The following is a 23,488-nucleotide window of genomic DNA, read 5'->3' on the forward strand; positions in this document are numbered from 1 at the left end:
CCCCCTCCCGCGGCTCGTGTGGCGGCTCCGCCTGGCACGCTGCCACAGGAAAGCGGTATCCGTCAATGTCTCCTCACGCGGCGGCGCGGCCCTCCCGCCGCATCGGGGTGTGCGGGATGCCGTCCTCGACGTAGCCGGGGCCGCTGACCGCGAAGCCGTGGCCGGCGTAGAAGCCGACCAGGTGGGTCTGCGCGTCCAGCACGCACGGGCCGTCGCCCACCGCGGCCAGGGCCTCGGTCATGAGCGCGCCGGCCAGGCCCGCGCCGCGGGCCGCCGGCGCCACCACCACCCGCCCGATCCGCGCCACCCCGCCCGGGTCGGCCAGGATCCGCAGGTACGCCACCACGTCGCCGTCCCGGGTCAGCCAGAGGTGCCGGGTGCCGGGTTCGACGTCCCGGCCGTCCAGCTCCGGGTACGGGCAGGACTGCTCCACCACGAACACGTCGATGCGCAGCCGCAGCAGGTCGTGGAAGGTGCGCGCGTCCAGCTCGGCGAAGCCGGCCAGGTGGGACTCGGTAGGCATTCGGCGATGGTAGGCCCGCCCCGGGAGTGCTCAGGCGGGGCGGGCGCCGACCGCGTCGCGCACCTCGGCGCCCTGCGAGCCCTCGACCGCGCGGGCGCAGTGTGCGCAGCAGAAGAAGCGGCCGGAGACCTCGACGCCGTGGCCGACGATCTTCGTCTGGCAGTGCTCGCAGATCGGCGCCATCTTCTGGATGGCGCACTCGAAGGAGTCGAAGGTGTGCGTGGCCCCGTTGACCGTGCGCACCTCGAACGCCATCCAGTAGTCGTTGCCGCAGACCTCACAGGTAGCCATACGAAACCCCCCGAAAACGGACCCGTCATCCCAGGGTCGGCGAGCGGACACGTCCCGGCAACCGAAACGGGCGAACCTGATGCGGCTCGACGGCGAGTCGCCCCCGGCGTGTCGCGCGTTAGGCCTGGTGACCGCCCTCGAACCCCGGAGGATCCGTGATCAAGCGCAACAAACTCTTCGGCAGCCAGACCCGGGTCACCTTCTGCCTGCCCCGGGACACCCCGCCCGGCACGGTCAGCGTCGTCGGCTGCTTCAACGACTGGCAGCCCGGCCGGCACGAGCTGGTCGCCCGCCGCGACGGCACCCGCACCGTGACGGTGCGGCTCGGCCCGGGCGAGCACCGGTTCCGCTACCTGGCCACCGGCGGCGTGTGGCTGGACGACGAGGCCGCCGACGCGGTCGACGAGCAGGGCAGCCGCCTGCTGCTCTGACCGGCCGGCGGCCGCGCGCCGTCAGCCCTTCGGCTCCAGCCGGACCGAGATCGAGTTCACGCAGTGCCGGGTGTCCTTCGGGGTGAAGCCCTCACCCTCGAAGACGTGCCCCAGGTGACTGTCGCAACGGGCGCAGCGGATCTCGACCCGCCGCATGCCGAGGGTGTTGTCGGGGATCTCCTTGACCGCCCCGGGGATGGCGTCGTCGAAGCTCGGCCAGCCGCAGTGCGAGTCGAACTTGTCGTCGCTGCGGAACAGCTCGGCCCCGCAGGCCCGGCAGTGGTAGACGCCGGGGGTCTTGGTGTCGACGTACTCGCCGGTCCACGGCCGTTCGGTCCCGGCCTCGCGGAGCACCCGGAACTCCTCCGGGCTTAGCCGGACCCGCCACTCGTCCTCGGTGCGGGGCAGTTCATTGTCGGAAAGACTCACCGCTCAACGGTACGTCGGCTGTCGGTGGCATCGCATAGTGTCGCCCAATGGCTGGCAGCAAGGCCGCAGTCGAGGAGATCGAGGTCGCCGGGCATACCGTCCGGCTGAGCAGCCCCGACCGGGTGATCTTCCCGCAGCGCGGTTTCACCAAGGCGGACGTCTTCCACTACTACCTGTCGGTCGGCGAGGGGATCATGCGGGCCCTGCGCGACCGGCCCACCACCCTGCAGCGCTTCCCGGAGGGCATCGAGGGGGAGGCGTTCTTCCAGAAGCGGGTGCCGGCCCGGGGCGTACCTCCGTGGGTGGCGACCGCGGAGATCAGCTTCCCCAGCGGCCGGAAGGCGGCCGAGCTGTGCCCGGCCGACCTGGCCCACGTGGCCTGGGCCGCGCAGATGGGCACCGTGGTGTTCCACCCGTGGCCGGTCCGTGCCGCCGACGTAGACCGCCCCGACGAGCTGCGCATCGACCTGGACCCGCAGCCCGGCACCGACTTCACCCACGCCGTCACCGCCGCCGGTGAGCTGCGCGGGCTGCTCGACGAGCTGGGCGTGACCGGCTGGCCGAAGACCTCCGGCGGCCGGGGCGTGCACGTCTACCTGCGCATCGAGCCGCGCTGGACGTTCGTCGAGGTGCGCCGGGCCACCATCGCGCTGGCCCGCGAGCTGGAACGGCGCCGCCCCGAGCTGGTCACCACCGCCTGGTGGAAGGAGGAGCGCGGCAGCCGGGTCTTCGTGGACTTCAACCAGATGGCCCGCGACCGCACCATCGCCTGCGCGTACTCGCTGCGGGCCAACGGGCGCGCCACCGTCTCCACCCCGGTCGACTGGGCGGAGCTGCCCGACGTCGACCCGGACGACTTCCACCTGGGCACCGTGCCGGCCCGCTTCGCCGAGCGGGGCGACCCGCACGCCGGCATCGACGACGCCCCGTGGGACATCACCCCGCTGCTGGAGTGGGCCGAGCGGGACGCCGCCGCCGGTCAGGGCGACATGCCCTACCCGCCGGAATACCCGAAGATGCCCGGCGAGCCGAAGCGGGTGCAGCCCTCCAAGGACCGCGACCGGCCGCGCGCCTGACCCGTCGGCAAGCCTCCGCCTCGGCCTGGCGCGTGCGCCGGTCGGCGCCGACGGATAACGATCACGTAACGTGCGCGAACCTTTCCTGCCCCCCGACGGGTCTACCTGGTCGTCGGCCCGCCGGGGCCAGGGGAGGACACGTCGGATGAAGCTGGTGTGGAGGCGGGCAGTCGAGGCTCGTGGACTGCTGCTCGCCGCCGCTGTCGCGGCCCTTGTCGCGGTGGCGTTGGTCACCGGGCTCTCCGACTACAACCGCCGGGCGGTCGACGCCGGCGCCCGGGCGGTGCTGGACGCCGCCCCGGCCGAGGAGCGCAGCCTGCTGGTCAGCGGCTCCGGCGGGCAGGACGCCGCCGCGTACGCCGACCGGGACCGGGCGGTCCGCGCCCAGTTCGCCGACGGGCTCGGCGGTGTCCCGGTCTCCGTGGCCGCGGCCCGCTACGGCACCGGGCGGGAGCTGACCGGGGATCTCGGGCCGGCCCGCACCGACGACGACCCGATGTTCGCCAGTCTCGCCACGCTGGCCGACCTGCCGGCACACGCCGAGCTGACCGGCGGGTCGTGGCCGGCGCCCGGCGCGTCGCCGTTGCAGGTCACCCTCCCCGAGAAGATCGCCGGCCAGCTCGGCCTGCGGGTCGGTGAGCGGGTGCCGCTCTACGACCGCAGCGCCGAGCGGGCCGGGGCCGTGGTGCTGGCCGGCACCTGGCGGCCCCGCGATCCGGCCGACGCGTACTGGCGTCTCGCCCCGGGCGTGGGCGACAGCCAGGGCGACGCGACGAGCGACTCGTACGGGCCGTTCGCGCTGGACCCGGCGGACTTCGCGCGCACCTTTCCGGGTTCGACCTCGGGCTCCTGGCTGGTCGCCCCCGACCTCGCCGTCGTCGAGCCGAGCCGGCTGACCGGGGTCACGGCGGCCCTCGCCACCGTCGTCGAGAAGATCCCCGACGCGACCGGCCTCGGCTCCTCCACGCAGACCGTGAGCCACCTGGACCGGCTGGTCGACCGGCTCGGCCGGGCGGACCTGGTGGGCCGGTCCGCCCTGCTCACCCCGCTGCTGCTGATCGTGGTGCTCGGCGGGTACGCGCTGGTGCTGGTCGCCGCGCTGCTGAACGAGGACCGTCGCGGGCAGACCGCGCTGCTGCGCGCCCGTGGCGCCGCCCGCGGCCAGCTCGCCGGCCTCGCCGTACGGGAGGCGGCCCTGGTGGTGGCCCCGGCCGCCCTGCTCGCCCCGCCGCTGACCGGGGAGGCGGTGCGGTGGTTCGGTGCCGACCTGCGGCTGGCCGACGGCGCGCTCGGCCAGGTCTGGGCGGTCGCGGTCGCCGCCGCGACCGGCTGCCTGCTCGCCATGGTGATGCCCGCGCTGCGGCAGGCCGGCACCTACGTCGCCGACATGGCGGCCCGGTCCCGCCCCACCCGGGGCGCGGCCGTGCAGCGGGCCAGCGCCGACCTGGCCCTGGTCGCGCTGGCCGTGCTCGCCTGGGCCCAGCTGCGGCAGTACTCCTCGCCCCTCGCCGGGGCCGGCGGGCGGCTCGGCATCGATCCGCTGCTGGCCGCCGCGCCGACCCTCGGCGTGCTGGCCGGGGCGGTCGTCGCGCTGCGGCTGCTGCCACCGGCGACCCGGTTCGCCGAGCGCTTCGTCGACCGGAGGCCGTGGACGGCGACGATGTTCGGCATGTGGCAGGCGGGCCGCCGCCCGCACGCCGGACCGGTGCTGCTGCTCGCTCTCGCCGTTGGCGGTAGCACCCTGGCATGGTCGCTGGTCACCACCTGGGAGCGGTCGCAGGCCGATCAGGCCGCGCACCGCGTCGGGGCCGACCTGCGGGTGATCGAGCGCCAGGGTGCGGCACCGGCGGACCGGAGGTCGCGGCTCGCCTCGGTGCCGGGCACCGACCGGGTGCTGCCGGTCTGGCGGGACGAGATGCGGGTCGGTCGAATGGACTTGCCGACCACCGCGGTGGCGCTGGACGCCGCCGCCGCTCGCGGCGTGGTCCGGCTCGCCGACCGGCTGGCCGACGAACCGCCCGGCAAGCTGCTCGACCGGATGGTCGGCGGGCGTGCCGCACCGGCCGGTGTCGCATTGCCGAGCGAGGCCCGGCAACTCGCCGGCACCGTGCGTACCCCCGTCGAAGGGGCGCTGCGACCGCACCAGATCGAGGTCTCCGTGCTCGTCACCACGGCCGGAGGGCTGGCCTGGCGGCTGCCGCTGGCCACCGCCGGCAGCGACGGCCGGGCCGTGCCCTTCACCCTGGACCTGCCCGACACCAACGGCGACCCGCTTCGGCTCGCCGGTTTCGAGGCCGACGGTGGCGATGTCGCGGGCACCGGCTACCGGCTGCGGATCGACGGGCTGCGGGTGACTGGCTCCGCGGGCGCTCCGCAGCCGCTGAAGCTGATCGGTGCCTGGTCGATGGTGGACGCCATCCACGACGGTCCGGTGGAGACGTCGGACGTGACCGCCTCCGGCGTCAACGTCGTTCACCCGTCCGTCGTGCAGGAGGGTGGACGGTTCGCGGACCAGTTCTCCTCCCGGTTCGCCGTCGTGCCCGGCGGGGAGAGCCGGCCCGTGCCCGCCCTGATCACACCGGCAGTACGGGACGCGCTCCGGGTGAAGGTGGGGGACATCGTCCCGCTCTCGCTCTTCGGGGTGTCCCTGCCGGCCCGAGTGGTCGGCGAGCTCAAGGCGGTGCCCGGCACCGCCGGCACCGGCGGTGGGGTGCTGCTCGACCTGCCCGCCGCGATGGACTGGCTGATCCGCCAGGAGGGCGCGGTCCGACCGATCCCCGAGTGGTGGCTGAGTACGGACACCACGGCCCACACCACGGCCGCCGACGAGATCGCGGCACTGCCCGGGGTGGAGGTCCTCGACCGGCGGGCCGCAGTCGAGGCCGCGGCTCGGGACCCGTACTGGCAGGGCGCCCGGACCGGGCTGCTCGCCGCCGCGTTGGGCTGCGTGCTGCTCGCCCTCGTCGGCCTGGCGGTGGACGTGTGGGCCACCGCCCGGCACCGACTCGGGGAGTTCGCCGTGCTGCACACCCTGGGCGCTGCGCCCCGGCTGCTCGCCCGGGCGCTGCTCGCCGAGCAGTTCTTCCTGGCAGGCATCGGCGTGACGGTGGGACTGCTGGTCGGCGCCGGGGTCGGCGCCACCATGGCGCCCCTGGTGATCCTTACCCCGGACGCCGGGCGACCCGTGCCCGACCCGGTCTTCTCCGTGCCGTGGGGGCCGGTCGGAATCACCGCGTGCGGCCTGCTGCTGGCCGCGTTGGCCGCCGGCGCCGCCATCACCACCGGCATCCGTCAGCGGGTGGCCGCCGTGCAGCTGCGGATCGGGGGAGAACGATGAGTCTGTTCGGGGCGGCCCGGCGGGTGCGGGCGTACGGAGGCCACTTCCTCCTTCTCGCGGTGCTGACCCTGGTCACCGCCCTGCTGATCACGGGGGTGCCACGGGTCGCCGACCGGCTCACCGGGCAGGGGCTGCGGGAGTACGTGGCGGCCCAGCCGGTGGCGCGCCGGGATCTGACCTACACGATGGGGACGGTGCAGATCCGCTCGGGGGGCCGGGAGGTCCTCGCCGGCCGCGCGGCTGAGCTGGACAGCTTCCAGGAGCGGATGCCACCCGTCGTGCGGCAGGCGGTCGGCGAGCGTTGGTTCGCCGCGCAGACCTCGTTCACCCGACTGACCGGGCCGGAGTTGACCTCCGACAAGGGGCTGATCGATCTCAGCCTGCGGACGGTGAGCGGAATCCGGGACGCGGCGACCCTGGTCGAGGGCCGGTGGCCCGACGCGGGCACCGCTTCCGACGGCTCGGTCGAGATGGCCCTCGCCGACACGCTCGCCGGCCGGCTCGGACTGCGTGCCGGTAACCGGCTCACGCTCTCCATCCTGGACATCAACGGGAAGCCGACGAAGAGCAGAAAGATTATCCTGGTCGGCCTGTTCCGACCGGCCGATCCCGGCGACGGGATCTGGGACGCCCTCCCCTCGCTGCTGCGGCTCGGTGAGCCAGAGGGGGACGGAAAACCGTTCCTGCTGGTCGGGGTGACCGCCGACGGCGGCCTAACCGCGTTGGCCCAGGCCGGCTGGCCGGTCAGCTTCGGCTGGCGCTACCGGATCTCTCCGGACCGGGTCACTCCGGCCGAGCTCGATGCGCTGATCGACGGGCTGAGCCGCCTCGACCGAAGCCCCAAGCCGTCCGGGCTCCGCTTCAGGCAGGGGGTCGACATTCCGTTGCGGCGGTTCGCCGAGTCGCTCGCCGCCGCCCGTACGCTGCTCGCCGTCATCGCCGCCGGGCTGCTCGCCACCCTGGCCGGCCTGACCCTGCTCGCCGCCCGGCTGGCGGCGCGCCGGCGCCGGTCCGAGTACGTGCTGCTGCGCGCTCGGGGCGGCTCGACCGGCGCGGTGCTGCGCCGCGGATTCGCCGAGTCGCTGCTGGTGCTGCCAGCCGCAGCGGGCGGCGGCTGGCTGCTCGGCGGCCTGCTGCCCGGGGAGGGCACGGAGCTGCGCTGGGTGCTGCTCGCCGCAGTGCTGATCACCCTGGTCCCACCGGTCGCCGCGCTCACCGCGGCACGGGGTGGCGCCGGCCGGGCCGACCTGATCGGCGCCCGCTCCGCGGCCGTCCGGCTCACCGTCGAGGTGACCGTGCTCGGGGTGGCCGTGCTCGGGGCGTTCCTGCTGCGTCGCCGGGGACTGGTCCTCGGCGGGGCGGTGGATCCGCTGCTGGTCTCCGTGCCGGTGTTGCTGGCGGTGGCCGCGGCGCTGGTCGCGCTGCGCGCGTACCCGTGGCCGTTGCGGCTGCTCAGCCGGGCCGCCGCCCGGGCCCGGGGCAGCGTCGCGTTCCTCGGCACCGCCCGTGCCGGCCGGGCCGCCACCACCGGCCCCCTCGTCGTGGTCGTCCTCGCCGTCGCCACCGCCGCCTTCTGCGGGGTGGTCGCGGCCGGCATCGAGAACGGCCGGGACCTGGCCGCCGTCCGGGCCGTCCCCGGGGACGTCCTGGTCAGCGGGGAGCGGTTCGCCCCGGACACGACCGAGGCGCTGGCCGCGCTGCCCGGCGTCCGGGCGGTCACCCCGCTGCTGGTCGAGCCGGGCCAGCGCCCGTACGCCGACCAGGCCGGCCGGTTCGGCGGCGTCGGGGACACCCGGGTGGTGCTGGTCGACGGCGCCCGGTTCGCCGAGGTGGCCCGCCGCGCGGGCGTCCCGGTGACCGTCCCCGACCCGCTGCGCGGCACCGGCGCCGGCACCGCCCCGCTGCCGGCGCTCGTCTCCCCGGCGCTCGCCGACGAGTTCACCGACGCCGGGCTGGCCGACCCGGCCGGCCGGCGCCCCGCCTGGCTGGACGTGCAGGGCAACCGGTTCCCCGTGCGCACCGCCGCGACCGTCGACGAGTTCCCGCTGGTCGACCGGGGCGTGACCCGGTTCGTGGTGTTGCCCTGGCCGGCGCTGCCGGCGGACGCCCTGCACCCGCTCGTCCCCACCGGCTTCCTGCTCGCCGGGGACCGGGTCGACCCGGCCGCGGTGGCCCGGGTGGTCGGCGAGGGGCAGCAGCGCTACCAGCGCACCGGGACGGTGACCGGCGGGGAGCGACCCCGCCAGCCCACGGTGACCGTCCGGTCGGCGGTCCGCGCCGAGCTCGGCGGCAGCGGGGTGAACGGGCTGCTGGTCTTCGGCTTCACCATTGGCGCGATCGGCGGGGCCGCGCTGGGCCTGCTCGCGCTCGCGTTCGCGGTGCTCGCCGAGGCGCGCAGCCGGGGACAGGTGCTGTCCCGGCTGCGCACCATGGGGCTGTCCCGCCGCCAGTGGCGGGGCCTGCTGCTGGTGGAGCTGACCCCGCTGGTGCTGGTGTCGGTGCTCACCGGCGCGGTGGTCGGCGCGCTGCTGCCGGTGCTGCTCACCCCGGTGCTCGGCCTGCCCGCGTTCACCGGCGGGGTGGCCGTGCGGGCACGTTTCGAACCCGGTCTGGTGGCCGGGGTGCTGGGCCTCGCCGTGCTGGCCCTCGGCTTCGCCGTCGCCGTCGAGGCCCTGAACAACCGTCGGATGCGCCTCGGCGAGGTGCTCCGGCTCGGAGAGGAGAGCTGAGATGACCGCGATCGCCGAGGCGTCCGCCGTACCCGATCTGGCCGCCCTTCAGCAGCGTGCCGCGGAGCGTGCCGCCGAACGGGCCGGCGGCCGGGACCGGCTGCGCGGGCACATCGTCTGCGACGGGCTGGTCCGCATCTTCAAGACCGAAGGGGTGGAGGTCGTCGCCCTCCAGGGCCTCGACCTGGTCATCGACCGGGGTGAGCTGGTGGCGATCGTCGGCGCCTCCGGGTCCGGCAAGTCCACCCTGCTGAACATCCTCTCCGGGCTGGACACCCCGACCGCCGGCATCGCCCGGGTCGCCGAGTACGACCTGCTCGCCCTGTCGAACCGGCGCCGGCTCGCCTACCGCCGCCAGATGGTCGGCTTCGTCTGGCAGCAGACCGGCCGGAACCTGCTGCCGTACCTGACCGCGCTGGAGAACGTCGAGCTGCCGATGAAGCTGGCCGGTGGCCGCTCCCGGCGGGCGCGGCGGGAACGGGCCCGCGAGCTGCTCGACATGGTCGGGGTCGGCTACTGCGCGGACCGCCGGCCGGGCCAGCTCAGCGGCGGCGAGCAGCAGCGCTGCGCGGTGGCCGTGGCGGTGGCCAACGACCCGGAGGTGCTCTTCGCCGACGAGCCGACCGGTGAGCTGGACGAGGCCACGGGGGCCGAGGTCTTCGCCGCGCTGCGCACCATCAACGCGGAGCTGGGCGTCACCATCGTGGTGGTCACCCACGACCAGGCCGTGGCCGGCCAGGTCCGCCGCACGGTCGCCATCCGCGACGGGCGGACCTCCTCCGAGGTACGCCGCACCGCCCGCGTCGCCGCCGACGGCAGCACCGAACTGGTCAGCGAGGAGTACGCGGTGCTCGACCGGACCGGCCGCATGCAGCTGCCGGCGTCCTTCGTGGACAGCCTGTCCCTGCGCGACCGGGTCCGGCTCAACCTGGAACCCGACCACGTCGAGGTGCGGCCGGGCGACCGGGCGCACGCCGAGGAGAGTGAGTGATGACCGAGCAGCTGACCGTGGCGCCGGCCCGCGTCGCCGTCGACGAGGTGGTCCGGGTCGAGGGGGTGAGCCGCACCTTCGGGCGGGGCGAGCACGCGGTCCACGCCGTGCGGGACGTCTCCTTCGTGGCCGGCCGGGGTGAGCTCGTCGCGGTCCAGGGCCGCTCGGGTGCCGGCAAGACCACCCTGCTGAACCTGGTCGGCGGGCTGGACCGGCCGGACAGCGGGCGGGTGCGCGTGGCCGGGCACGAGGTCACGAGCGCGAGCGAGCGGGAGCTGCTGGAGCTGCGCCGGGGCACCGTCGGGTTCATCTTCCAGACCTTCGGCCTGGTGCCGATCCTGTCGGCGGCGGAGAACGTCGGGGTGCCGCTGCGGCTGGCGAAGGTGCCGGCCGCCGAGCGGGAGCAGCGGGTGGCCGTGCTGCTGGAGCTGGTCGGTCTGGGCGGGCACGCCGCGCAGCGCCCGTACGAGCTGTCCGGTGGCCAGCAGCAGCGGGTGGCGGTGGCCCGGGCGCTGGCCAACGAGCCGGACCTGCTCATCGCCGACGAGCCGACGGGCCAGCTCGACTCGGAGACCGGCCGGTCCATCATGGACCTGCTCCGCGCCGTGGTGCACGCCCGCGGCATGACCGCCCTGGTCGCCACCCACGACCCGGCCCTGATCGACATGGCCGACCGCACCCTGACCCTCCGCGACGGCCGCCTCCTCCCGGACTGACCCGCCAGGCCCCCCCGCTCCGGTGATCATGAAGTTGTTGTCGCGACACGCCGCGCCGGCTGGCGACAACTTCATGATCACCGCGTGGGGGAGTGGCGGCGGTGGTAGGACCAGGCCAGCGCCAGGAGGAGGGGGCCCCACAGGAGCAGGGGGGCGTAGCAGGCCAGCAGGAGGGCGAAGCCGGCCGGGGTGAAGTTGAGGTCGTTGCCGTTGGCGGGGAGGCCCCAGGCGGCGTACCCCCAGATGAGGGTGAGCGCGACGGCGCCGGTGGTGGCGACGGTGACCGCGAACGGCGGCGGCACCCGCCGGCCGCCGACCAGCGGCAGCCACCCCGGGAACACCTCGCCCCACGGGCGGACCAGGCCGAGCGCCAGCAAGGCCAGCCCCTCGGAGACCAGGCTCAGCGAGACGATGTAGACGCTCTCGCCGGGGCCCGGGTCGACCGGGGTGCCGATCGGCAGGCCGGCGACCAGGGCGATCCGCCACAGCCCGGAGGGCAGGACGAGCAGCGGGATCAGGTGGGCGGCGCGGACCGCCCAGCCCGGCGCGCGACGGGCGTCGCGGAGGTGGGCGGTGCGGGACGCGGTGTCGCTGGTCATGGGGCCTCCCCGGTGGTGGAAACTGCCCCTTCAGCCTGCCGGCCGGTCCGGCGACGGAACTCCCCGCGACCGGGGAGTCAGCTCCCCCGGCCGGGGGAGGGATCGTCCGGCAGCGCTCCCGCCAGCGGGATGAGCAGGCAGCCGAGGAGGACCAGCAGCGTTCCGGCGGCGGGGCGGGTCGACATCATGTCGTCCTCGAGCCGGTACGGGTCGGTGGCGGAGAGGTACCACCACGCGGCGGTGAGGGCGCCGCCGACGAGCACGGTCGAGATCAGCAGCCCGCGACTGACATCGCGCCACAGCGAGCGGGACGGGTCGACCCGGACCAGTGCGACCACGGCGACCAGCCCGCACACCAGTGCCCACGGCAGCGCGAGCCACAGCAGCTGCGAGCCGGGGTCCAGCGCGACCCGGTCCGGGTAGACGGTGCGCCAGGCGGGCAGCGCCCCCGCGGTGAGGACCGCGAGGAGGCCGGCGCCGAGCAGGGCGGCGCCGACCCGCCGTCGGCGGGACCGGGGAGCACCGGATGCGGCCATCGCCGCCAAGCTACCCCGTCAGAGGGCCAGCTTCATGCCCTCGTGGCTGGCCACGAAGCCGAGGTGGCGGTAGAAGCGGTGGGCGTCGGCACGGCTCTTGTCGGTGGTGAGCTGCACCAGCGCGCAGCCCCGCTCCCGGGCCCGGTCGATGGCCCACACCATCATGTCCCGGCCCAGCCCCCGGCCGCGCAGGTCGGAGCGGACCCGGACCGACTCGATGAGGGACCGCTCGGCGCCGTGCCGGCCCAGCCCCGGGATGTAGGTGATCTGCATGCAGCCGACCAGTTCGCCGCCGGTCTCCGCGACGACCAGGTGATTGCGCGGGTCGGCGTCGATGGCGGCGAACGCCCGCTCGTACGCCTCGTCCACCTCGGTGAAGTCACGGGCCTTGCCCAGCACGTCGTCGGCGAGCAGGGCGATGACGGCGGGCAGATCGGCCCGGACGGCCTCCCGGAAGATCACGTCGGTCATGCCGGGCAGCCTCGCACAGTCACGCCCGACGATGCGGTCGCCTCGGTTGCCGGCACCGGGCAGCATGTGCGCCATGGACGCCCTGCTGTTGCCGTTCCGGTGGATCTACCGGGGTCTGGTCTGGTTCGCCAACTCGCCGCGCACGCTGATCACCTCGTACCTGCTCATGATCATGGTGGCCGGCGTGCTCTACAGCCAGGCCGAGCACAAGAACGCGGCCGACTCGATCTGGTGGGCCGTGGTGACCGCCTCCACGGTCGGCTACGGCGACATCTCCCCGACCTCGCTCGCCGGGCGCTTCCTTGCCGCGCTGCTCATCTCCACCATGGTGCTGCTGGTCATCCCGCTGATCACCGCACACTTCGCCAGCCGGCTGATCGTGGACGACGACGCCTTCGAGCACGCCGAGCAGGAGGAGCTGAAGGCCGACGTGCGGCGGCTGCGGGCCCTCGTGGAGGAGATGGCCGCCCGGCAGGGCATCGAGGTGCCCGAGCTGGAGCGACCCGAGCCGGTCAACCCGGCCCCGCCCTGGGAACGGCGGCGCCGGCGCCGCCGGACCCGGTGACCACGGCCGGAGGTCAGGGCCGGTCGAGCCAGGTACGCAGCGCCCACCACCAGCGGACGGTGTCCGGCACCGGGCACCGCGCGCCCTCCTCGACCGGCGGCCCGCCGGTGAGCTCCCGCAGCCGGCGCAGCCGGTAGCGCACGGTGTTCGGGTGGACGTGCAGCGCGGCGGCGGTCTGGTCCAGCCGCTGGCCGTGGTCCAGCCAGGCCAGCGCGGTCGTGGCCAGCTCCCGGTGGAACTCGTCGGCCGGGTCGAGGCCGCCGAGCAGGGCGCCCCGGAGCAGCTCGGCGAGGGCCGGCTGGGCGGCCAGCGCGGTCGGGACGGCGAGGTCCGTCACCAGGTGCAGGCCGTGCAGCCGCCGGTGCGCCGCCGTGCGCAGGGCGGCCAGGCAGAGCGCGTACATGGCCGGGGTCCGGTCCAGCGGCCGGACCGGGGCGACCACCAGCAGCAGGTCGACCGGGCCGGCGGCCGGCAGCCGGGGGGTGAGACCGGCCAGCCGGTCCTCGACGGTGCCGAGCACGCCGCCGCACCCGGAGAACTGCCGGTGCAGCGCGTGTGCCCGGACCGGGTCGGGCTGCTCGGCGACGAGGCAGTGGTAACGCCCGTCGGCGCGTAGCCCGAACCGGGCCAGCTCCGCCGGCGGCACGCCCGCCGGCCCGCCGAGCAGCAGCCGGCGCAGCAGCCGGGCGCGGGCCGGCGCGCCCGTGGAGGCCAGCTCCCGCTCGGCCGCCCGGTGACCGTCGACCACGGCGCGTTCCACGGCCGCCGCGTACCGGCCGATGGTGAGCAGCCCCTCCAGCAACACCTCGTCGAGGATCCCCGCCGCCCGCCCGTGCCGGACCACCAGCTCCACCGCCCGGTCCCGGCCGGCCTGCACGCCGCACAGCAGCCCGGCCACGGAGACGCCCTGCGCCGCCCGGTCGGCGCCCAGCCGGCGCGCCTCGGTGAAATCGCGCTCACCCGGGTCCTCCCGCCGCTCCATCGCGCCGAGCCCGCTGGTGAGCAGGAGGACGACCTGGCGGTGGACCTCCCCCGTGGGGAGCCGGGCCACCTCGGGCGAGTGCGCGCGGGCGGCCCGGACCACCTCCTCGACGGCGACCGGGTCCGCGGCCAGGTCGCGCAGCAGCGCCCCGAAGGAGGGTGCGCTTCCGGTCCGGGTCATCGGCGTCCGCCGCCTCCCGTTGTCGTCGCGGCACAACCGGGCCGGCCGGGTGTTGGCGTCCGGTCCCTATCGGGGGCGGCCGGCGGGTTGCTCTCCTGATTGTTACCGCAAGGTAACACCGCCCGGCGCACAGAGGAATGTCGATGCCGCAACCGGCCACCAGGAGGCGTCCATGACCCCCGACCCGTCCCGCCCGCCCCGTCCGCGCGGCCGCCGCCCCGCCCTCGCCGCCCTGGCCGCCCTCGCCCTGGCCGTGCCGGCCCCGGTGGCGGCGGCCCCCCGCCCCGCAGCGGCCGCCGTGGACCTGCAGGAGGTGCTGTTCGTCGGCAACAACTGGGAGGGGACGGCCGACGTCATCCGGTCCCGCGGCGACTACGCGCGGCTCGGCCGGATCAACGTGGTCCCGGACCGGACCGAGCGGCTGCGCGAGATCTACCTCAACCCGATCCGGCTGGCGTTCTTCCTCGGCATCCGGCAGGGCCCGGGCGAGGGACACGACCAGCTCGTCGACGACATGTACACCACCCCGGACGGCACCGCCCTGGTGGTGTCCCGGCCCAGCTTCGCCGACGTGGTCTCCGTCGACCTGGCCACCGGGCAGATCCGCTGGCGCTTCGCGGTCTCCGGCTACCGCGCCGACCACATGGCCGTGTCACCGGACGGCAGCCGGGTGGCCGTCTCCGCCTCCACCGGCAACACCGTGCACGTGCTCGACATCCGCACCGGCCAGCAGCTCGGCTCGTTTCCCACCGGGGACAAGCCGCACGAGAACATCTTCACCGACGGCGGCCGGCGGCTGTGGAACATGTCCATCGGCGAGGTCAACACCGACCTGGACGCCCCCTGGCTGGACTGGACCAAGGGGGACCGGCGGATCACCGTCGCCGACACCACCACCTTCGGCGTGGTCAAGGTCATCGACATGCGGTCGCGGCTGGACGCCGCCGGCCGCCGGGACCTCTCCGACGCGGTCCGCCCGGCCGTCTTCACCCCGGACGGGAGCAGGCTCTACTTCCAGGTCTCGTTCTTCAACGGCCTGGTCGAGTACGACGTCGCCACCGACCGCATCACCCGGGTCGCCACCCTGCCGAAGAACCCCGCCACCAGCGAGGACCGCACCACCTGGGTGAACGACTCGCGGCACCACGGCCTGTCGGTCAGCCCGGACGGCGCCCGGCTCTGCGTCGCCGGCACCATGGACGACTACGCCACCCTCGTCGACCGGGCCACCCTGCGGGAGGGGACCCTCGTGCCGGCCAGCAAGCCGTACTGGGCCACGGTCAGCGGGGACGGCCGGGACTGCGTCATCTCCGAGGCCGGAGCCGACCGGGTCACCGCGATCAGCTTCGCCACCGGGCAGAAGGTGGCCAGCGTGCCGGTCGGCGACCACCCGCAGCGGGTCCGCATCGGGCACCTGCCGCTCGGCTGGACGCCCCCGGCGGCCGGCTGACCGGCCCGCGCGCCGTCACCGGGCGGGGCAGCGCAGCCCCTCCCGGGGGACGGTGAGCGAGACCAGGTAGGCGTCGACGGCCGCCGTCACGCAGGCGGTCTGCGGGTAGGCCGTGTGCCCCTCGCCCTCCCAGGTGAGCACCCGGCCGACGCCCAGCATCGAGGCCAGCGCGGCGGTCTGCTCGTAAGGTGTGGCCGGGTCGCCGGTCGTGCCGACCACCAGGATCGGCGGGGCGCCGGCCGCCTTGCCGGTCGGATACGGGTCCCGCCCACCGGGCCACTCCACGCAGCCGAGCATCCCGACCGCCAGCGCCGGGCCGAACAGCGGGTACTTCTGCCGCCACTGCGACTGGACCGACCGGATCCGCTCCCGGGTCGGCTTCTCGGTCTCGTCGGCGCAGTTCACCGCCATGTTCGCGTCGAACATGTTGGAGTAGTGCCCGTCGTCCTCGCGCCCCGCGTACGCGTCGGCCAGCTTGAACACGCCGCTCGGGTCGCCGCCCTGCAAGTCGTCGACCGCCCGGGCCAGCTCCTGCCAGCCCTGCTCGGTGTAGAGGGAGGAGATGACCGCGTAGAACACCCAGCCGGCGGTGGCCTCCCGGCCGTCCCGGCCGCGCACCGGCGAGACCCTGGCCTTGTCGATGGCCGTGGTCACCGCGGCCCGCGCGTCGGGCGCGACCGGGCAGCGGCCGGCGTTCGCCGCGCACCAGCGGGCGAAGTTGTCGAACGCCCGCTCGAAGCCCTTCGCCTGGCTCTCCGAGCCGGCCAGGAGCTGCTGCCGCGGGTCCACCGCCCCGTCGAGCACCAGCGCCCGCACCCGCTGCGGGTAGAGCTGGGCGTAGGTCGCCCCGAGCAGGGTGCCGTAGGAGTAGCCGAGGTAGGTCAGCTTGTCGTCGCCGACGGCCGCGCGCACCGCGTCCATGTCCCGCGCGGCCTGCTCGGTGCCGTAGAGCGGGAGCTGGGCGCCGTACTTCCCGCCGCACCGCTGGCCGATCCGCCGGTTGAGGTCGACGAAGCCGTCGAAGGACGCCTGGCTCTCCGGGTCGGGGTCGTAGCCGAAGCTGGCGTCCAGGTCGGCGTCGGAGATGCACTTCACCGGGCTGGACCGGGCCACCCCGCGCGGGTCGAAGCCCACGATGTCGAACCGGTCGGTCACCGCGGCCGGCAGCCCGCCGAACCCCGGCCCGAAGGACAGGTAGACCGCCGTGTCCACGCCGGACGCGCCCGGCCCGCCCGGGTTCACCACCAGCGACCCGATCCGGTCGCGCTGCTTCTCCGACCGGATGCGGATCAGCGCGATCTCGAAGGTCTCCCCGGCGCCCGGCCCGGCGGTCGCGCCGGTCGCCGCCCCGGTGCCCCAGTCGCGGGGTACGGCGATCCGGGCGCAGTCGTAGCGCATGCCCGCCGCGCCCCGCCCGACCAGCTCGTCCGGCACCTCGGGGCAGGGTCGCCAGGTCGGCGCGGTGCCCGGTGCGGCCGCCTCGCCCTGGCTCTCGGCCCGCGGGGCGAACGCCGGCAGCGTGCAGCCGGCCGTGAGCACCAGCGCCGCGAGGAACCCGGCCAGGGCGGGCCGGCGGCGGAGCCGGACGGGGAAGCGGGTCACGTGGGAGCCCTCCATGATCGTGTGGACCGCCAGGCTACGCCCGGCCGGGCCCGTCGCCGACGGTCGCCGCCGGGTCTCCCCGGAGCACCTCGTCGACGTCGTAGCGGATCGGGCGCTCCAGCTGGTCGTAGGTGCAGGAGCGGGGATCGCGGTCGGGACGCCAGCGGACGAACTGGGCGGTGTGCCGCAGCCGGTCGCCCTCCATGGCGTCGTAGCCCACCTCGACCACCAGCTCCGGGCGCAGCGGCTCCCACTCCAGGTTCTTGCCACCGGTCCACCGGCTCACCCCGCCCGGGATGCGCTGCCCCCGCTCGTGGTCGCCGTGCACCCACGGGTGGTCGCCGCCGACCTCCCGGTAGGGCTCCAGCTCCTCCAGCAGCTCCTTGCGGCGCGCGGCGCTGAACGAGGAGCTCACCCCGATGTGGTGCAGCACTCCGGCGTCGTCGTAGAGGCCGAGCAGCAGCGAGCCGACGACCGGGCCGGACTTGTGCCAGCGGAAGCCGGCCACCACCGCGTCGGCCGTGCGCGCGTGCTTGACCTTGAACATCAGCCGCTTGCCCGGCTCGTAGGGCAGGTCGGCCGGCTTGACGATGAGCCCGTCCAGCCCCGCCCCCTCGAACACGTCGAACCAGCGCCGGGCCGTCTCCGGGTCGGTGGTCACCTGGGTGACGTGCACCGGCGGCCGGACCTTGGCCAGCGCCTTCTCCAGGCGGCCCCGGCGCTCCGGGTAGGGCCGGTCGGTCAGCAGCTCGTCGTCGAGGGCCAGCAGGTCGAAGGCGACGAAGTCGGCCGGGGTGGTCTCGGCGAGCAGCTTCACCCGGGAGGCGGCCGGGTGGATCCGCTGGGCCAGCAGCTCGAAGTCGAGCCGCGGCTGGCCGCCGGGGCCGTCCCGGCGGATCACGATCAGCTCGCCGTCGACCGCGCAGCGCTCCGGGAGCTGGCGGCGCGCCTGCTCCACCACCTCCGGGAAGTAGCGGGTCATCGTCTTGCCGCCGCGGCTGGCCAGCTCGACCTCGTCGCCGTCGCGGAAGATGATGCAGCGGAAGCCGTCCCACTTGGGTTCGTAGGTCAGGCCGGGATCGGTGGGCAGTTGGGGCACGCTCTTCGCCAGCATCGGCTCGACCGGCGGATTGATCGGCAGGTCCACGGCGACCAGTCAATCAGACCCCACCGACGGTGGTGAGGCAGATCACCGGCGGCACGCGGCGGCGTGTCCCGTCCCGGGCCCGTTCGTCACCCGCGACCGGATGGTGGAACCGCAGGTCAGCGCTACGGTCGCGGCGTGCCGGAGTGGAGCTGCGGATGCTGCGGTCGCTGGCGGGTCAGCGTGGAACTGATCCGCGGGCGCTACCGCTACCGGCTCGTGCACCGCTACCCGGCGGAGCACGGCGGCGGCGCGAACGTCGTCGGCGAGGTGGCCTCCGTGGCCGAGCTGGAGCTGCTGCTCCGGCGGTACGCCCCGGTCGGCCTGGCCGACCTCCGCGAGGCGGCCTGACCGGGATCACCCGCCGTCGATCCCCGGCGTAGCCTGACCCTGACCACGCCTGGGAGGGGAGCGGCATGCGGTTCGTCGAGTCCGTCGAGATCGCCGCCGACGCCGACCGGGTCTGGGCGGTGCAGACCGACGTGGAGCGCTGGCCGGAGTGGACGCCCTCGGTGACCGCCGCCCGGCGGCTGGAGCCCGGCCCGCTCACGCTCGGCGCGACGGCCCGGCTGGCGCAGCCCCGGCTGCGCCCGGCGGTCTGGCGGGTCACCGAGTTCGACCCGCCGCGCCTCTTCGTCTGGGAGTCCGACAGCCCGGGCGTGCGCAGCCGCGGCGAGCACCGGCTCGTCCCGCTGGCCGGGGGGCGGGTCCGCGCCGAGCTGGTGATGGCCCAGACCGGCCCGCTGGCCGGGCTCGTCGGTCTGCTGGCCGGCCGGACCATCCGCCGCTACCTGCGGCAGGAGGCCGACGGGCTCAGGCGCCGCTGCGAGCGGGCCTGACCGCGCCCGGCTCACCCGCGACGACCTTCTCCAGCACCGCCAGGCGGTTGCCGTTCTCGTCCGGCCGGTGCGCCACGACCCGGTAGCCGCGCCGCGCGTACAGGCCCAGGTTCTCCGCGCTCTCCGCGCCGGTGAACAGGGCGAACCGGGCCACCCGGCCGGCGCAGGCGCCCTCCACCGCGGTCAGCAGCCGGCCACCGACGCCGCGCCCCTGCTGGTCCGGGGCGACCGCGAGCCGGCCCACATGGGCGGTGTCGCCGTCGACGCGGGCGCGTACCGAACCGACGAGGCGGGGCCCCAGCCGGGCGGCCAGCACCACGGTCGGGCCGGCCAGGGCGGCGCGGACCTCGTCCAGGGTCTCGGTCAGCGGGGGCAGGAACACGTCCCGGTAGCGCTGCGCCTCCACCAGGTACGCGGCGCGCTGCACGGTGAGGATCTCGCCGGCGTCCGCGACACCGGCCGGGGCGACGGTCAGCTGCTCGGTCACCCCGCAAGCCCACCACAGCCGGCCGGACCGGTGCCGGGCGGGCCACCCCGCCCGGCCGTACGCTGGCGGGGTTTCCGCGCGGAGGAGGCCGACGTGCCCGAGCTGACGTACCCCGAGGTGGGGGCGACCCGCGACGGACGCCTGCCGGCCGGCTACGACCACCTGCGCCACCGGGTCCGGCTGCCGGACGGCGCCTTCGCGACCGCGGCGGACGCGGTGCTCGGCTGGCGGCTGCACCGGGCCGCCGGCGTCGTCATGCGCACCGACGCGCCGCGCGCCGCCGCCGGCGCGCGGGTCACCCCGGGGCTGGGCGTCGGCCCGCTGCGGATCTGGGGCCCGACCGAGGTGGTCTGGACGGCCGACGAGCCGGACCGGGCCGGATTCGGCTACGGCACCCTGCCCGGGCACCCGGAGGTCGGCGAGGAGGCGTTCCTGGTCACCCGGACCGCCGACGAGGTCTGGTTCGAGGTGACGGCGTTCAGCCGCCCGGCCCACTGGTACGTGCGCGCCGCCGGGCCGCTCAGCCGGGCGGTCCAGCAGGCGTACGCCCGGTGGCTCGGCCGGACCCTGCGCCGGCTCTGCGCCGGGCACCGGCCGGCGTCGCCGCCTCAGTAGCCGGCGAAGGAGCGGATCGGGGCGCGCGGCCCGTACTTCGGCGCCTGGATGCCGGCGGCCTCCAGCAGCACGCAGACCCGGCCGCGGTGGCCCCGGAACGGTTCGAGCAGGGCCAGCATCCGGGCGTCGTCGCCGCGCGGCTCCCCGGCCAGCGCCCAGGCCACCGTGTTCGGGACGTGGTAGTCGCCGACGCTGACCGCGTCCGGGTCCCCGTAGGCGATCCGGACCACCTCGGCGGCGGTCCACGGCCCGATGCCAGCGATCGCGGTGAGCCGGCGGGTGGCCTCGGCGGCGTCGGCGCAGCGTTCCAGCCGGTCCGCGACGGCGGCCGCGCGGCGCAGCGTGTCGGCCCGCCGCTGCTCCACCCCGAACGGGTGGAAGACCCAGTACGGCGTGGCCGCCACCGCGGCGGCCTCGGGCGGCAGCAGCAGCGGTTGCAGCGGCCCCGGCGCCGGCTCCCGGAAGTGCCGCACCGTCGCCGAGTACGCCCGGTACGCCTCCTTGCCGGTGACCTTCTGCTCGAAGACGGCGCGCAGCAGCCGGGGGAAGACCTGGCCGGTGGCGGGCATCCGCAGCCCCTGGTGCTCGCGGGCCAACCGGGCCACCAGCGGGTGCGCGCCGGCCAGCGCCGCGAACCCGGTCAGGTCGTCGCGGAGCCCGGCCACCGCGTCGGCCCGCTCGACCACCCAGTCCGCCCCGGGGCCGTAGCCCTCGGCGACCAGCTCGCCCGCCTCGGGACGCAGCGCGAGGGTGGCCGGCCCGGCCGGGGTGCGGGTGGCCCACCAGAAGCTGCCGGCGGCGACCCGGGCGCACGGGTCGTACGGGCTGAAGGTGAGGGCGCGGACCGAGGCGGCCAGTCGGTAGCCGGCCGGTGGGCGCAGCGTCCGGCGGGCGGCGGGGGAGGTCACCCCGCCACTCTGCCATGACGTCCTCCGGTGACAGCGGACACGGGGCAGCCGGCATGGGTGTGCGGCGCCGGCCCGCATCGGGCCGGCGCCGCGCCGGGACGCGGGGCTGCCGGAAAGCCCTCGTCCCGGAACCACGACGGTGGCCGGCCGCGCCCTCCCCGGCTGCGACCGGCCACCGTGTCCGGGGTCCGTCAGTACGAGTAGCCCGAGTCACCGCCCGAGTCGCCCGACGCCGGCGGCGCGACCGCCTTGGGGGTGCCGGTGGGCAGGCAGGTCAGGTTCTTCTTGCCGTTCGGGTCGACGACGAACCAGGTCCCGCCGACGCCCTGGCCCTTCCACTGGCCGGGCTTCTTGTCCCCGATGTAGCGGTAGACCGGCCAGCCCCCGATGGTGATCTGCCGGGTACCGTCCTGCCGGGTGACCGTGCCGACCTTGTCGTCGGAGACGCCCTCGAGCTGCGGGTTGCCGTCGGTCAGCGCGGGCGGCCAGACCTCGGCGCACTTGTCCACGCAGTTGGACTGCGCCGGGTCGGCCGAGTCCTTGTCGAACCGGTACAGCACCCAGCCGTCCTGGTCGGTGACGACCTTGCCCATCCGGGGCAGCTTCTTGCCGACCAGTTCGTCGGTGAGTTGCACGTCGGACGGGGGCGCCTTGTCGGCCGGCGCGTCCGGGGACGCGGAGGCCTCCGGTTCGGCCGACGCGGTGGGTTCGGCCGCGGCGACGGCGACCGGCTCGGCCGCGCTCGAGTTCGCCCCGTCGTAGCCCGCGGGGGCGCAGGCCGTTAGTGCGACCATCGCGCTCGCGACGATGACGGTCGTCCGCTTCAGGTGTGCCACGTGCCCTCCTCGTTCTCAGTAGTTCGCCGAGTAGTACGGGCGGCACCCTGTCAAGGTTGAAGAGAAAAGGGTGCTCAATTTCACAGTGGATCCGTTGAACCGATCCGCCCGGCGGCGCGTGGGGAGCACATCGGGGTCGGCAACCCCGGCAACGACGGAACGGCGCCGGGCGGTGTCGCTGCCCGGCGCCGGCGTTCCGGCGGAATCAGAGGTCGCTGACCGTCACCAGCGGGCTGGCGATGCCGTTGACGTCGACCGACTGCACCTGGATCTTCTCGATGTCCTTGAGCGGGGCCGACGTGGACGCGCTCAGCTCCAGCGGGAGCTGGTTGGTGTTCGTGCCGTAGCCGCCGCCCGGCACCGACCAGGTCGAGACCACCTCGCTCGTGGCGTTCTTGCGGACCACGACCAGCCGGCAGGTGCGCGGCCCGGGCAGGCGGGTGAGCTGGAGGTCGATCTGGGTGCCGTACTCCTTCGACGCCAGCCACATCGTGGTCTTCACGCCGGTGCCCGGGTCGACCGCGTTGTGCTGGTCGCCCTCCTGCTCGTTGCCGCCGACGTTCGGGTCGTTGGGATCGGACGCCGCGGTGTTCGGCGGGGCGGTGACGGGCGCCGTGAGGGTCGGCTGGGCCTGCGGGAGAGGCTTGTCGTCGCCGCCCCCGAACACCCCGGCCATGCCGACGCCGCTCAGGCCGCCGAACACCACGACCGCGGCCGCGGCGGCGAAGACCTGCCGCATCCGGGTGCGCCGCCGGTCGCGGCGGACCGCCACCAGCGTGCGGTCCAGCAGCGCAGGATCCGTGTGTGTCTGCTCCAGCGCGGCCATCGCCTCGCCGTCGATGCCGGAGAGCAACCCCACCACCGGGACCATCGTCTCCAGTTCCGCCGCGCACGCCCAGCAGGTGGCGAGGTGCTCCTCGAACCGCTCCGTGTCCTGCGGGTCCAGCACGCCGAGCGCGTACGCGGCGACGTCCATGTGGTCCGCGCGGCTCATTCCGTCACCCCCCTCTCCTGCAGAGCCGTGCGCAGCGCGCGCAGCGCGTAGTAGACCCGCGACTTGGCGGTGCCGAGCGGAAGGCCCAGCTCCTCGGCCGCCTCGGGCACGGTACGCCCCCGGAAGTACGTCGCCACCAGGATCTCCCGGTGCGACTGGCTGAGCGTACGCAGCGCGTCCGCCACGGTCATCGTGCGCAGCACCCGGTCGGTGCTGTCCGCCTCGGCGAACGCGGTCAGGTCCCGGTCGTACGTCTCCGCCGGGCGGGCCTGTTCGCTGCGGTGCTCGTCGATGGCGATCCGCCGGGCCACCGTGACCAGCCACGGCCGCAGCGACCCCTGACCGTGGGTGCCCAGCCGGTGCGCGTTGCGCCAGGCCCGCAGCAACGTCTCCTGCACGATGTCCTCGGCCCGCTGCCGGTCGCCGCCGGTCAGCCGCATCACGAACATCAGCAGGGGCCCGGCGTGCTCGGCGTAGAGCAGCCGGATCAGCTGGTCGGAGTGGCTTGCCTCGGTGGACGTGGCCTGGTGGCGTCCGGGCGCCGGTCGCGGCGTCACCGGATCATTCTGGCGATCCGAGGGGCAGGCGTCGACCCCCCGGCCCGACCTCGACGCGCGCGACCGGGGCTGTGCCCGGGCGAACATCCATTCGGGCCGCGCCATCTCGCCGTGCCAGCCGGCCGCCACCGCATGCATGCAAGACCTCCGGTGTCCAATGACTCAGCCGACCCCCCACGGGCATGGCCGCCCGGTGATAC

Annotated in this window: 25 protein-coding genes; 11 read left to right on the forward strand and 14 right to left on the reverse strand. The window is 75.2% G+C overall.

Annotated elements, in window-relative coordinates; all coding sequences use genetic code 11:
- Positions 1 to 73: 73 nt before the first annotated feature.
- Both ABZS80_RS12480 and ABZS80_RS12485 read right to left on the reverse strand, forming a co-directional pair.
- Positions 74 to 523: a GNAT family N-acetyltransferase gene (locus ABZS80_RS12480; RefSeq protein WP_151464150.1), complete on the reverse strand. Its 450-nt coding sequence runs from the start codon at positions 521 to 523 to the stop codon at positions 74 to 76.
- A gap of 30 nt (positions 524 to 553) precedes the next feature.
- Positions 554 to 814: a Prokaryotic metallothionein gene (locus tag ABZS80_RS12485; RefSeq protein WP_091269340.1), complete on the reverse strand. Its 261-nt coding sequence runs from the start codon at positions 812 to 814 to the stop codon at positions 554 to 556.
- Positions 815 to 969: 155 nt separating this feature from the next.
- On the opposite strand from ABZS80_RS12485, the gene ABZS80_RS12490 reads away from it, so the two are divergent.
- Positions 970 to 1,245: an isoamylase early set domain-containing protein gene (locus tag ABZS80_RS12490; protein ID WP_355055808.1), complete on the forward strand. Its 276-nt coding sequence runs from the start codon at positions 970 to 972 to the stop codon at positions 1,243 to 1,245.
- 21 nt (positions 1,246 to 1,266) lie between these two features.
- Here ABZS80_RS12490 and msrB read toward each other — a convergent pair whose 3' ends face one another.
- Positions 1,267 to 1,674, reverse strand: a complete 408-nt coding sequence (gene msrB / locus ABZS80_RS12495) for a peptide-methionine (R)-S-oxide reductase MsrB (RefSeq protein WP_355055809.1) — start codon at positions 1,672 to 1,674, stop codon at positions 1,267 to 1,269.
- A 47-nt stretch (positions 1,675 to 1,721) separates the two neighbouring features.
- On the opposite strand from msrB, the gene ligD reads away from it, so the two are divergent.
- The 5 genes from ligD to ABZS80_RS12520 all read left to right on the forward strand — a co-directional run bounded on the left by ligD (position 1,722) and on the right by ABZS80_RS12520 (position 10,523).
- A complete protein-coding gene (gene ligD / locus ABZS80_RS12500; RefSeq protein ID WP_151464152.1) occupies positions 1,722 to 2,750 on the forward strand; it encodes a non-homologous end-joining DNA ligase in 1,029 nt (342 codons plus the stop codon).
- A 145-nt stretch (positions 2,751 to 2,895) separates the two neighbouring features.
- Positions 2,896 to 6,087: an FtsX-like permease family protein gene (locus ABZS80_RS12505; RefSeq protein ID WP_355055810.1), complete on the forward strand. Its 3,192-nt coding sequence runs from the start codon at positions 2,896 to 2,898 to the stop codon at positions 6,085 to 6,087.
- A complete protein-coding gene (locus tag ABZS80_RS12510; protein WP_355055811.1) occupies positions 6,084 to 8,816 on the forward strand; it encodes an FtsX-like permease family protein in 2,733 nt (910 codons plus the stop codon). The genes ABZS80_RS12505 and ABZS80_RS12510 overlap by 4 nt, the downstream gene beginning before the upstream one ends.
- Before the next feature lies 1 nt (position 8,817).
- Complete coding sequence (locus tag ABZS80_RS12515) at positions 8,818 to 9,807, forward strand: ABC transporter ATP-binding protein (RefSeq protein WP_151464154.1); 990 nt, start codon at positions 8,818 to 8,820, stop codon at positions 9,805 to 9,807.
- Positions 9,807 to 10,523 (forward strand): ABC transporter ATP-binding protein, encoded by a 717-nt coding sequence (locus tag ABZS80_RS12520; protein ID WP_355055812.1) that lies wholly within the window; start codon positions 9,807 to 9,809, stop codon positions 10,521 to 10,523. The genes ABZS80_RS12515 and ABZS80_RS12520 overlap by 1 nt, the downstream gene beginning before the upstream one ends.
- A gap of 77 nt (positions 10,524 to 10,600) precedes the next feature.
- Here ABZS80_RS12520 and ABZS80_RS12525 read toward each other — a convergent pair whose 3' ends face one another.
- From ABZS80_RS12525 to ABZS80_RS12535, 3 genes are all read right to left on the reverse strand, one after another.
- Positions 10,601 to 11,122 (reverse strand): hypothetical protein, encoded by a 522-nt coding sequence (locus ABZS80_RS12525; RefSeq protein WP_355055813.1) that lies wholly within the window; start codon positions 11,120 to 11,122, stop codon positions 10,601 to 10,603.
- 77 nt (positions 11,123 to 11,199) lie between these two features.
- Positions 11,200 to 11,658 carry a hypothetical protein gene (locus ABZS80_RS12530; protein ID WP_355055814.1) on the reverse strand — a complete coding sequence of 153 codons (459 nt, stop codon included), beginning with the start codon at positions 11,656 to 11,658 and terminating at the stop codon, positions 11,200 to 11,202.
- Between the two features lie 18 nt (positions 11,659 to 11,676).
- A complete protein-coding gene (locus tag ABZS80_RS12535) occupies positions 11,677 to 12,129 on the reverse strand; it encodes a GNAT family N-acetyltransferase (RefSeq protein ID WP_151464158.1) in 453 nt (150 codons plus the stop codon).
- Positions 12,130 to 12,202: 73 nt separating this feature from the next.
- On the opposite strand from ABZS80_RS12535, the gene ABZS80_RS12540 reads away from it, so the two are divergent.
- Positions 12,203 to 12,694 carry a potassium channel family protein gene (locus ABZS80_RS12540; protein WP_355055815.1) on the forward strand — a complete coding sequence of 164 codons (492 nt, stop codon included), beginning with the start codon at positions 12,203 to 12,205 and terminating at the stop codon, positions 12,692 to 12,694.
- A 13-nt stretch (positions 12,695 to 12,707) separates the two neighbouring features.
- Here the strand turns inward: ABZS80_RS12540 and ABZS80_RS12545 are convergent, their stop codons facing one another.
- The gene (locus ABZS80_RS12545) at positions 12,708 to 13,856 is read right to left on the reverse strand and encodes a helix-turn-helix domain-containing protein (protein ID WP_355055816.1); all 1,149 of its coding nucleotides are present in this window, start codon (positions 13,854 to 13,856) and stop codon (positions 12,708 to 12,710) included.
- A 172-nt stretch (positions 13,857 to 14,028) separates the two neighbouring features.
- Between ABZS80_RS12545 and ABZS80_RS12550 the strand changes: the two genes are divergently transcribed.
- The gene (locus tag ABZS80_RS12550) at positions 14,029 to 15,306 is read left to right on the forward strand and encodes a YncE family protein (RefSeq protein ID WP_355055817.1); all 1,278 of its coding nucleotides are present in this window, start codon (positions 14,029 to 14,031) and stop codon (positions 15,304 to 15,306) included.
- A 15-nt stretch (positions 15,307 to 15,321) separates the two neighbouring features.
- Here the strand turns inward: ABZS80_RS12550 and ABZS80_RS12555 are convergent, their stop codons facing one another.
- Both ABZS80_RS12555 and ABZS80_RS12560 read right to left on the reverse strand, forming a co-directional pair.
- Positions 15,322 to 16,908 carry an alpha/beta hydrolase gene (locus tag ABZS80_RS12555; protein WP_355055818.1) on the reverse strand — a complete coding sequence of 529 codons (1,587 nt, stop codon included), beginning with the start codon at positions 16,906 to 16,908 and terminating at the stop codon, positions 15,322 to 15,324.
- Positions 16,909 to 16,942: 34 nt separating this feature from the next.
- Positions 16,943 to 18,055: an ATP-dependent DNA ligase gene (locus ABZS80_RS12560; protein WP_355055819.1), complete on the reverse strand. Its 1,113-nt coding sequence runs from the start codon at positions 18,053 to 18,055 to the stop codon at positions 16,943 to 16,945.
- A 135-nt stretch (positions 18,056 to 18,190) separates the two neighbouring features.
- On the opposite strand from ABZS80_RS12560, the gene ABZS80_RS12565 reads away from it, so the two are divergent.
- Entirely contained in the window at positions 18,191 to 18,403 is a 213-nt protein-coding gene (locus tag ABZS80_RS12565) for a hypothetical protein (RefSeq protein ID WP_091311643.1), read from the forward strand.
- 65 nt (positions 18,404 to 18,468) lie between these two features.
- Positions 18,469 to 18,891: an SRPBCC family protein gene (locus ABZS80_RS12570; RefSeq protein ID WP_355055820.1), complete on the forward strand. Its 423-nt coding sequence runs from the start codon at positions 18,469 to 18,471 to the stop codon at positions 18,889 to 18,891.
- On the opposite strand, the gene ABZS80_RS12575 is transcribed toward ABZS80_RS12570, so the two are convergent.
- Positions 18,866 to 19,378, reverse strand: coding sequence for a GNAT family N-acetyltransferase (locus ABZS80_RS12575; RefSeq protein ID WP_355055821.1), 513 nt, complete (start codon positions 19,376 to 19,378; stop codon positions 18,866 to 18,868). The two genes, ABZS80_RS12570 and ABZS80_RS12575, sit on opposite strands and share 26 nt — an antisense overlap.
- A 93-nt stretch (positions 19,379 to 19,471) precedes the next feature.
- On the opposite strand from ABZS80_RS12575, the gene ABZS80_RS12580 reads away from it, so the two are divergent.
- The gene (locus ABZS80_RS12580; protein ID WP_355055822.1) at positions 19,472 to 19,993 is read left to right on the forward strand and encodes a DUF1990 domain-containing protein; all 522 of its coding nucleotides are present in this window, start codon (positions 19,472 to 19,474) and stop codon (positions 19,991 to 19,993) included.
- On the opposite strand, the gene ABZS80_RS12585 is transcribed toward ABZS80_RS12580, so the two are convergent.
- From ABZS80_RS12585 to ABZS80_RS12600, 4 genes are all read right to left on the reverse strand, one after another.
- Positions 19,987 to 20,901 carry a DNA-3-methyladenine glycosylase 2 family protein gene (locus ABZS80_RS12585; protein WP_355055823.1) on the reverse strand — a complete coding sequence of 305 codons (915 nt, stop codon included), beginning with the start codon at positions 20,899 to 20,901 and terminating at the stop codon, positions 19,987 to 19,989. The two genes, ABZS80_RS12580 and ABZS80_RS12585, sit on opposite strands and share 7 nt — an antisense overlap.
- A gap of 191 nt (positions 20,902 to 21,092) precedes the next feature.
- Positions 21,093 to 21,737 (reverse strand): hypothetical protein, encoded by a 645-nt coding sequence (locus ABZS80_RS12590; RefSeq protein ID WP_151465191.1) that lies wholly within the window; start codon positions 21,735 to 21,737, stop codon positions 21,093 to 21,095.
- A gap of 205 nt (positions 21,738 to 21,942) precedes the next feature.
- Positions 21,943 to 22,731 (reverse strand): zf-HC2 domain-containing protein, encoded by a 789-nt coding sequence (locus ABZS80_RS12595; protein WP_151465192.1) that lies wholly within the window; start codon positions 22,729 to 22,731, stop codon positions 21,943 to 21,945.
- On the reverse strand, positions 22,728 to 23,426 hold the full coding sequence (locus ABZS80_RS12600; protein ID WP_355055824.1) for a sigma-70 family RNA polymerase sigma factor: 699 nt from the start codon (positions 23,424 to 23,426) through the stop codon (positions 22,728 to 22,730). The genes ABZS80_RS12595 and ABZS80_RS12600 overlap by 4 nt, the downstream gene beginning before the upstream one ends.
- Between the last annotated feature and the right edge of the window lie 62 nt (positions 23,427 to 23,488).

This window comes from Micromonospora sp. NPDC005305 (genome assembly GCF_040607315.1).
Classification (GTDB): Bacteria; Actinomycetota; Actinomycetes; order Mycobacteriales; family Micromonosporaceae; genus Micromonospora.

Coding starts and splice junctions, on each gene's coding strand:
- ABZS80_RS12480 (WP_151464150.1), bottom strand. CDS start 523: ATGCCTACCGAGTCCCACCTGGCCGGCTTCGCCGAGCTGGACGCGCGC.
- ABZS80_RS12485 (WP_091269340.1), bottom strand. CDS start 814: ATGGCTACCTGTGAGGTCTGCGGCAACGACTACTGGATGGCGTTCGAG.
- ligD (WP_151464152.1), top strand. CDS start 1,722: ATGGCTGGCAGCAAGGCCGCAGTCGAGGAGATCGAGGTCGCCGGGCAT.
- ABZS80_RS12505 (WP_355055810.1), top strand. CDS start 2,896: ATGAAGCTGGTGTGGAGGCGGGCAGTCGAGGCTCGTGGACTGCTGCTC.
- ABZS80_RS12510 (WP_355055811.1), top strand. CDS start 6,084: ATGAGTCTGTTCGGGGCGGCCCGGCGGGTGCGGGCGTACGGAGGCCAC.
- ABZS80_RS12515 (WP_151464154.1), top strand. CDS start 8,818: ATGACCGCGATCGCCGAGGCGTCCGCCGTACCCGATCTGGCCGCCCTT.
- ABZS80_RS12520 (WP_355055812.1), top strand. CDS start 9,807: ATGACCGAGCAGCTGACCGTGGCGCCGGCCCGCGTCGCCGTCGACGAG.
- ABZS80_RS12525 (WP_355055813.1), bottom strand. CDS start 11,122: ATGACCAGCGACACCGCGTCCCGCACCGCCCACCTCCGCGACGCCCGT.
- ABZS80_RS12530 (WP_355055814.1), bottom strand. CDS start 11,658: ATGGCCGCATCCGGTGCTCCCCGGTCCCGCCGACGGCGGGTCGGCGCC.
- ABZS80_RS12535 (WP_151464158.1), bottom strand. CDS start 12,129: ATGACCGACGTGATCTTCCGGGAGGCCGTCCGGGCCGATCTGCCCGCC.
- ABZS80_RS12540 (WP_355055815.1), top strand. CDS start 12,203: ATGGACGCCCTGCTGTTGCCGTTCCGGTGGATCTACCGGGGTCTGGTC.
- ABZS80_RS12545 (WP_355055816.1), bottom strand. CDS start 13,856: ATGACCCGGACCGGAAGCGCACCCTCCTTCGGGGCGCTGCTGCGCGAC.
- ABZS80_RS12550 (WP_355055817.1), top strand. CDS start 14,029: ATGACCCCCGACCCGTCCCGCCCGCCCCGTCCGCGCGGCCGCCGCCCC.
- ABZS80_RS12570 (WP_355055820.1), top strand. CDS start 18,469: ATGCGGTTCGTCGAGTCCGTCGAGATCGCCGCCGACGCCGACCGGGTC.
- ABZS80_RS12595 (WP_151465192.1), bottom strand. CDS start 22,731: ATGAGCCGCGCGGACCACATGGACGTCGCCGCGTACGCGCTCGGCGTG.
- ABZS80_RS12600 (WP_355055824.1), bottom strand. CDS start 23,426: ATGCATGCGGTGGCGGCCGGCTGGCACGGCGAGATGGCGCGGCCCGAA.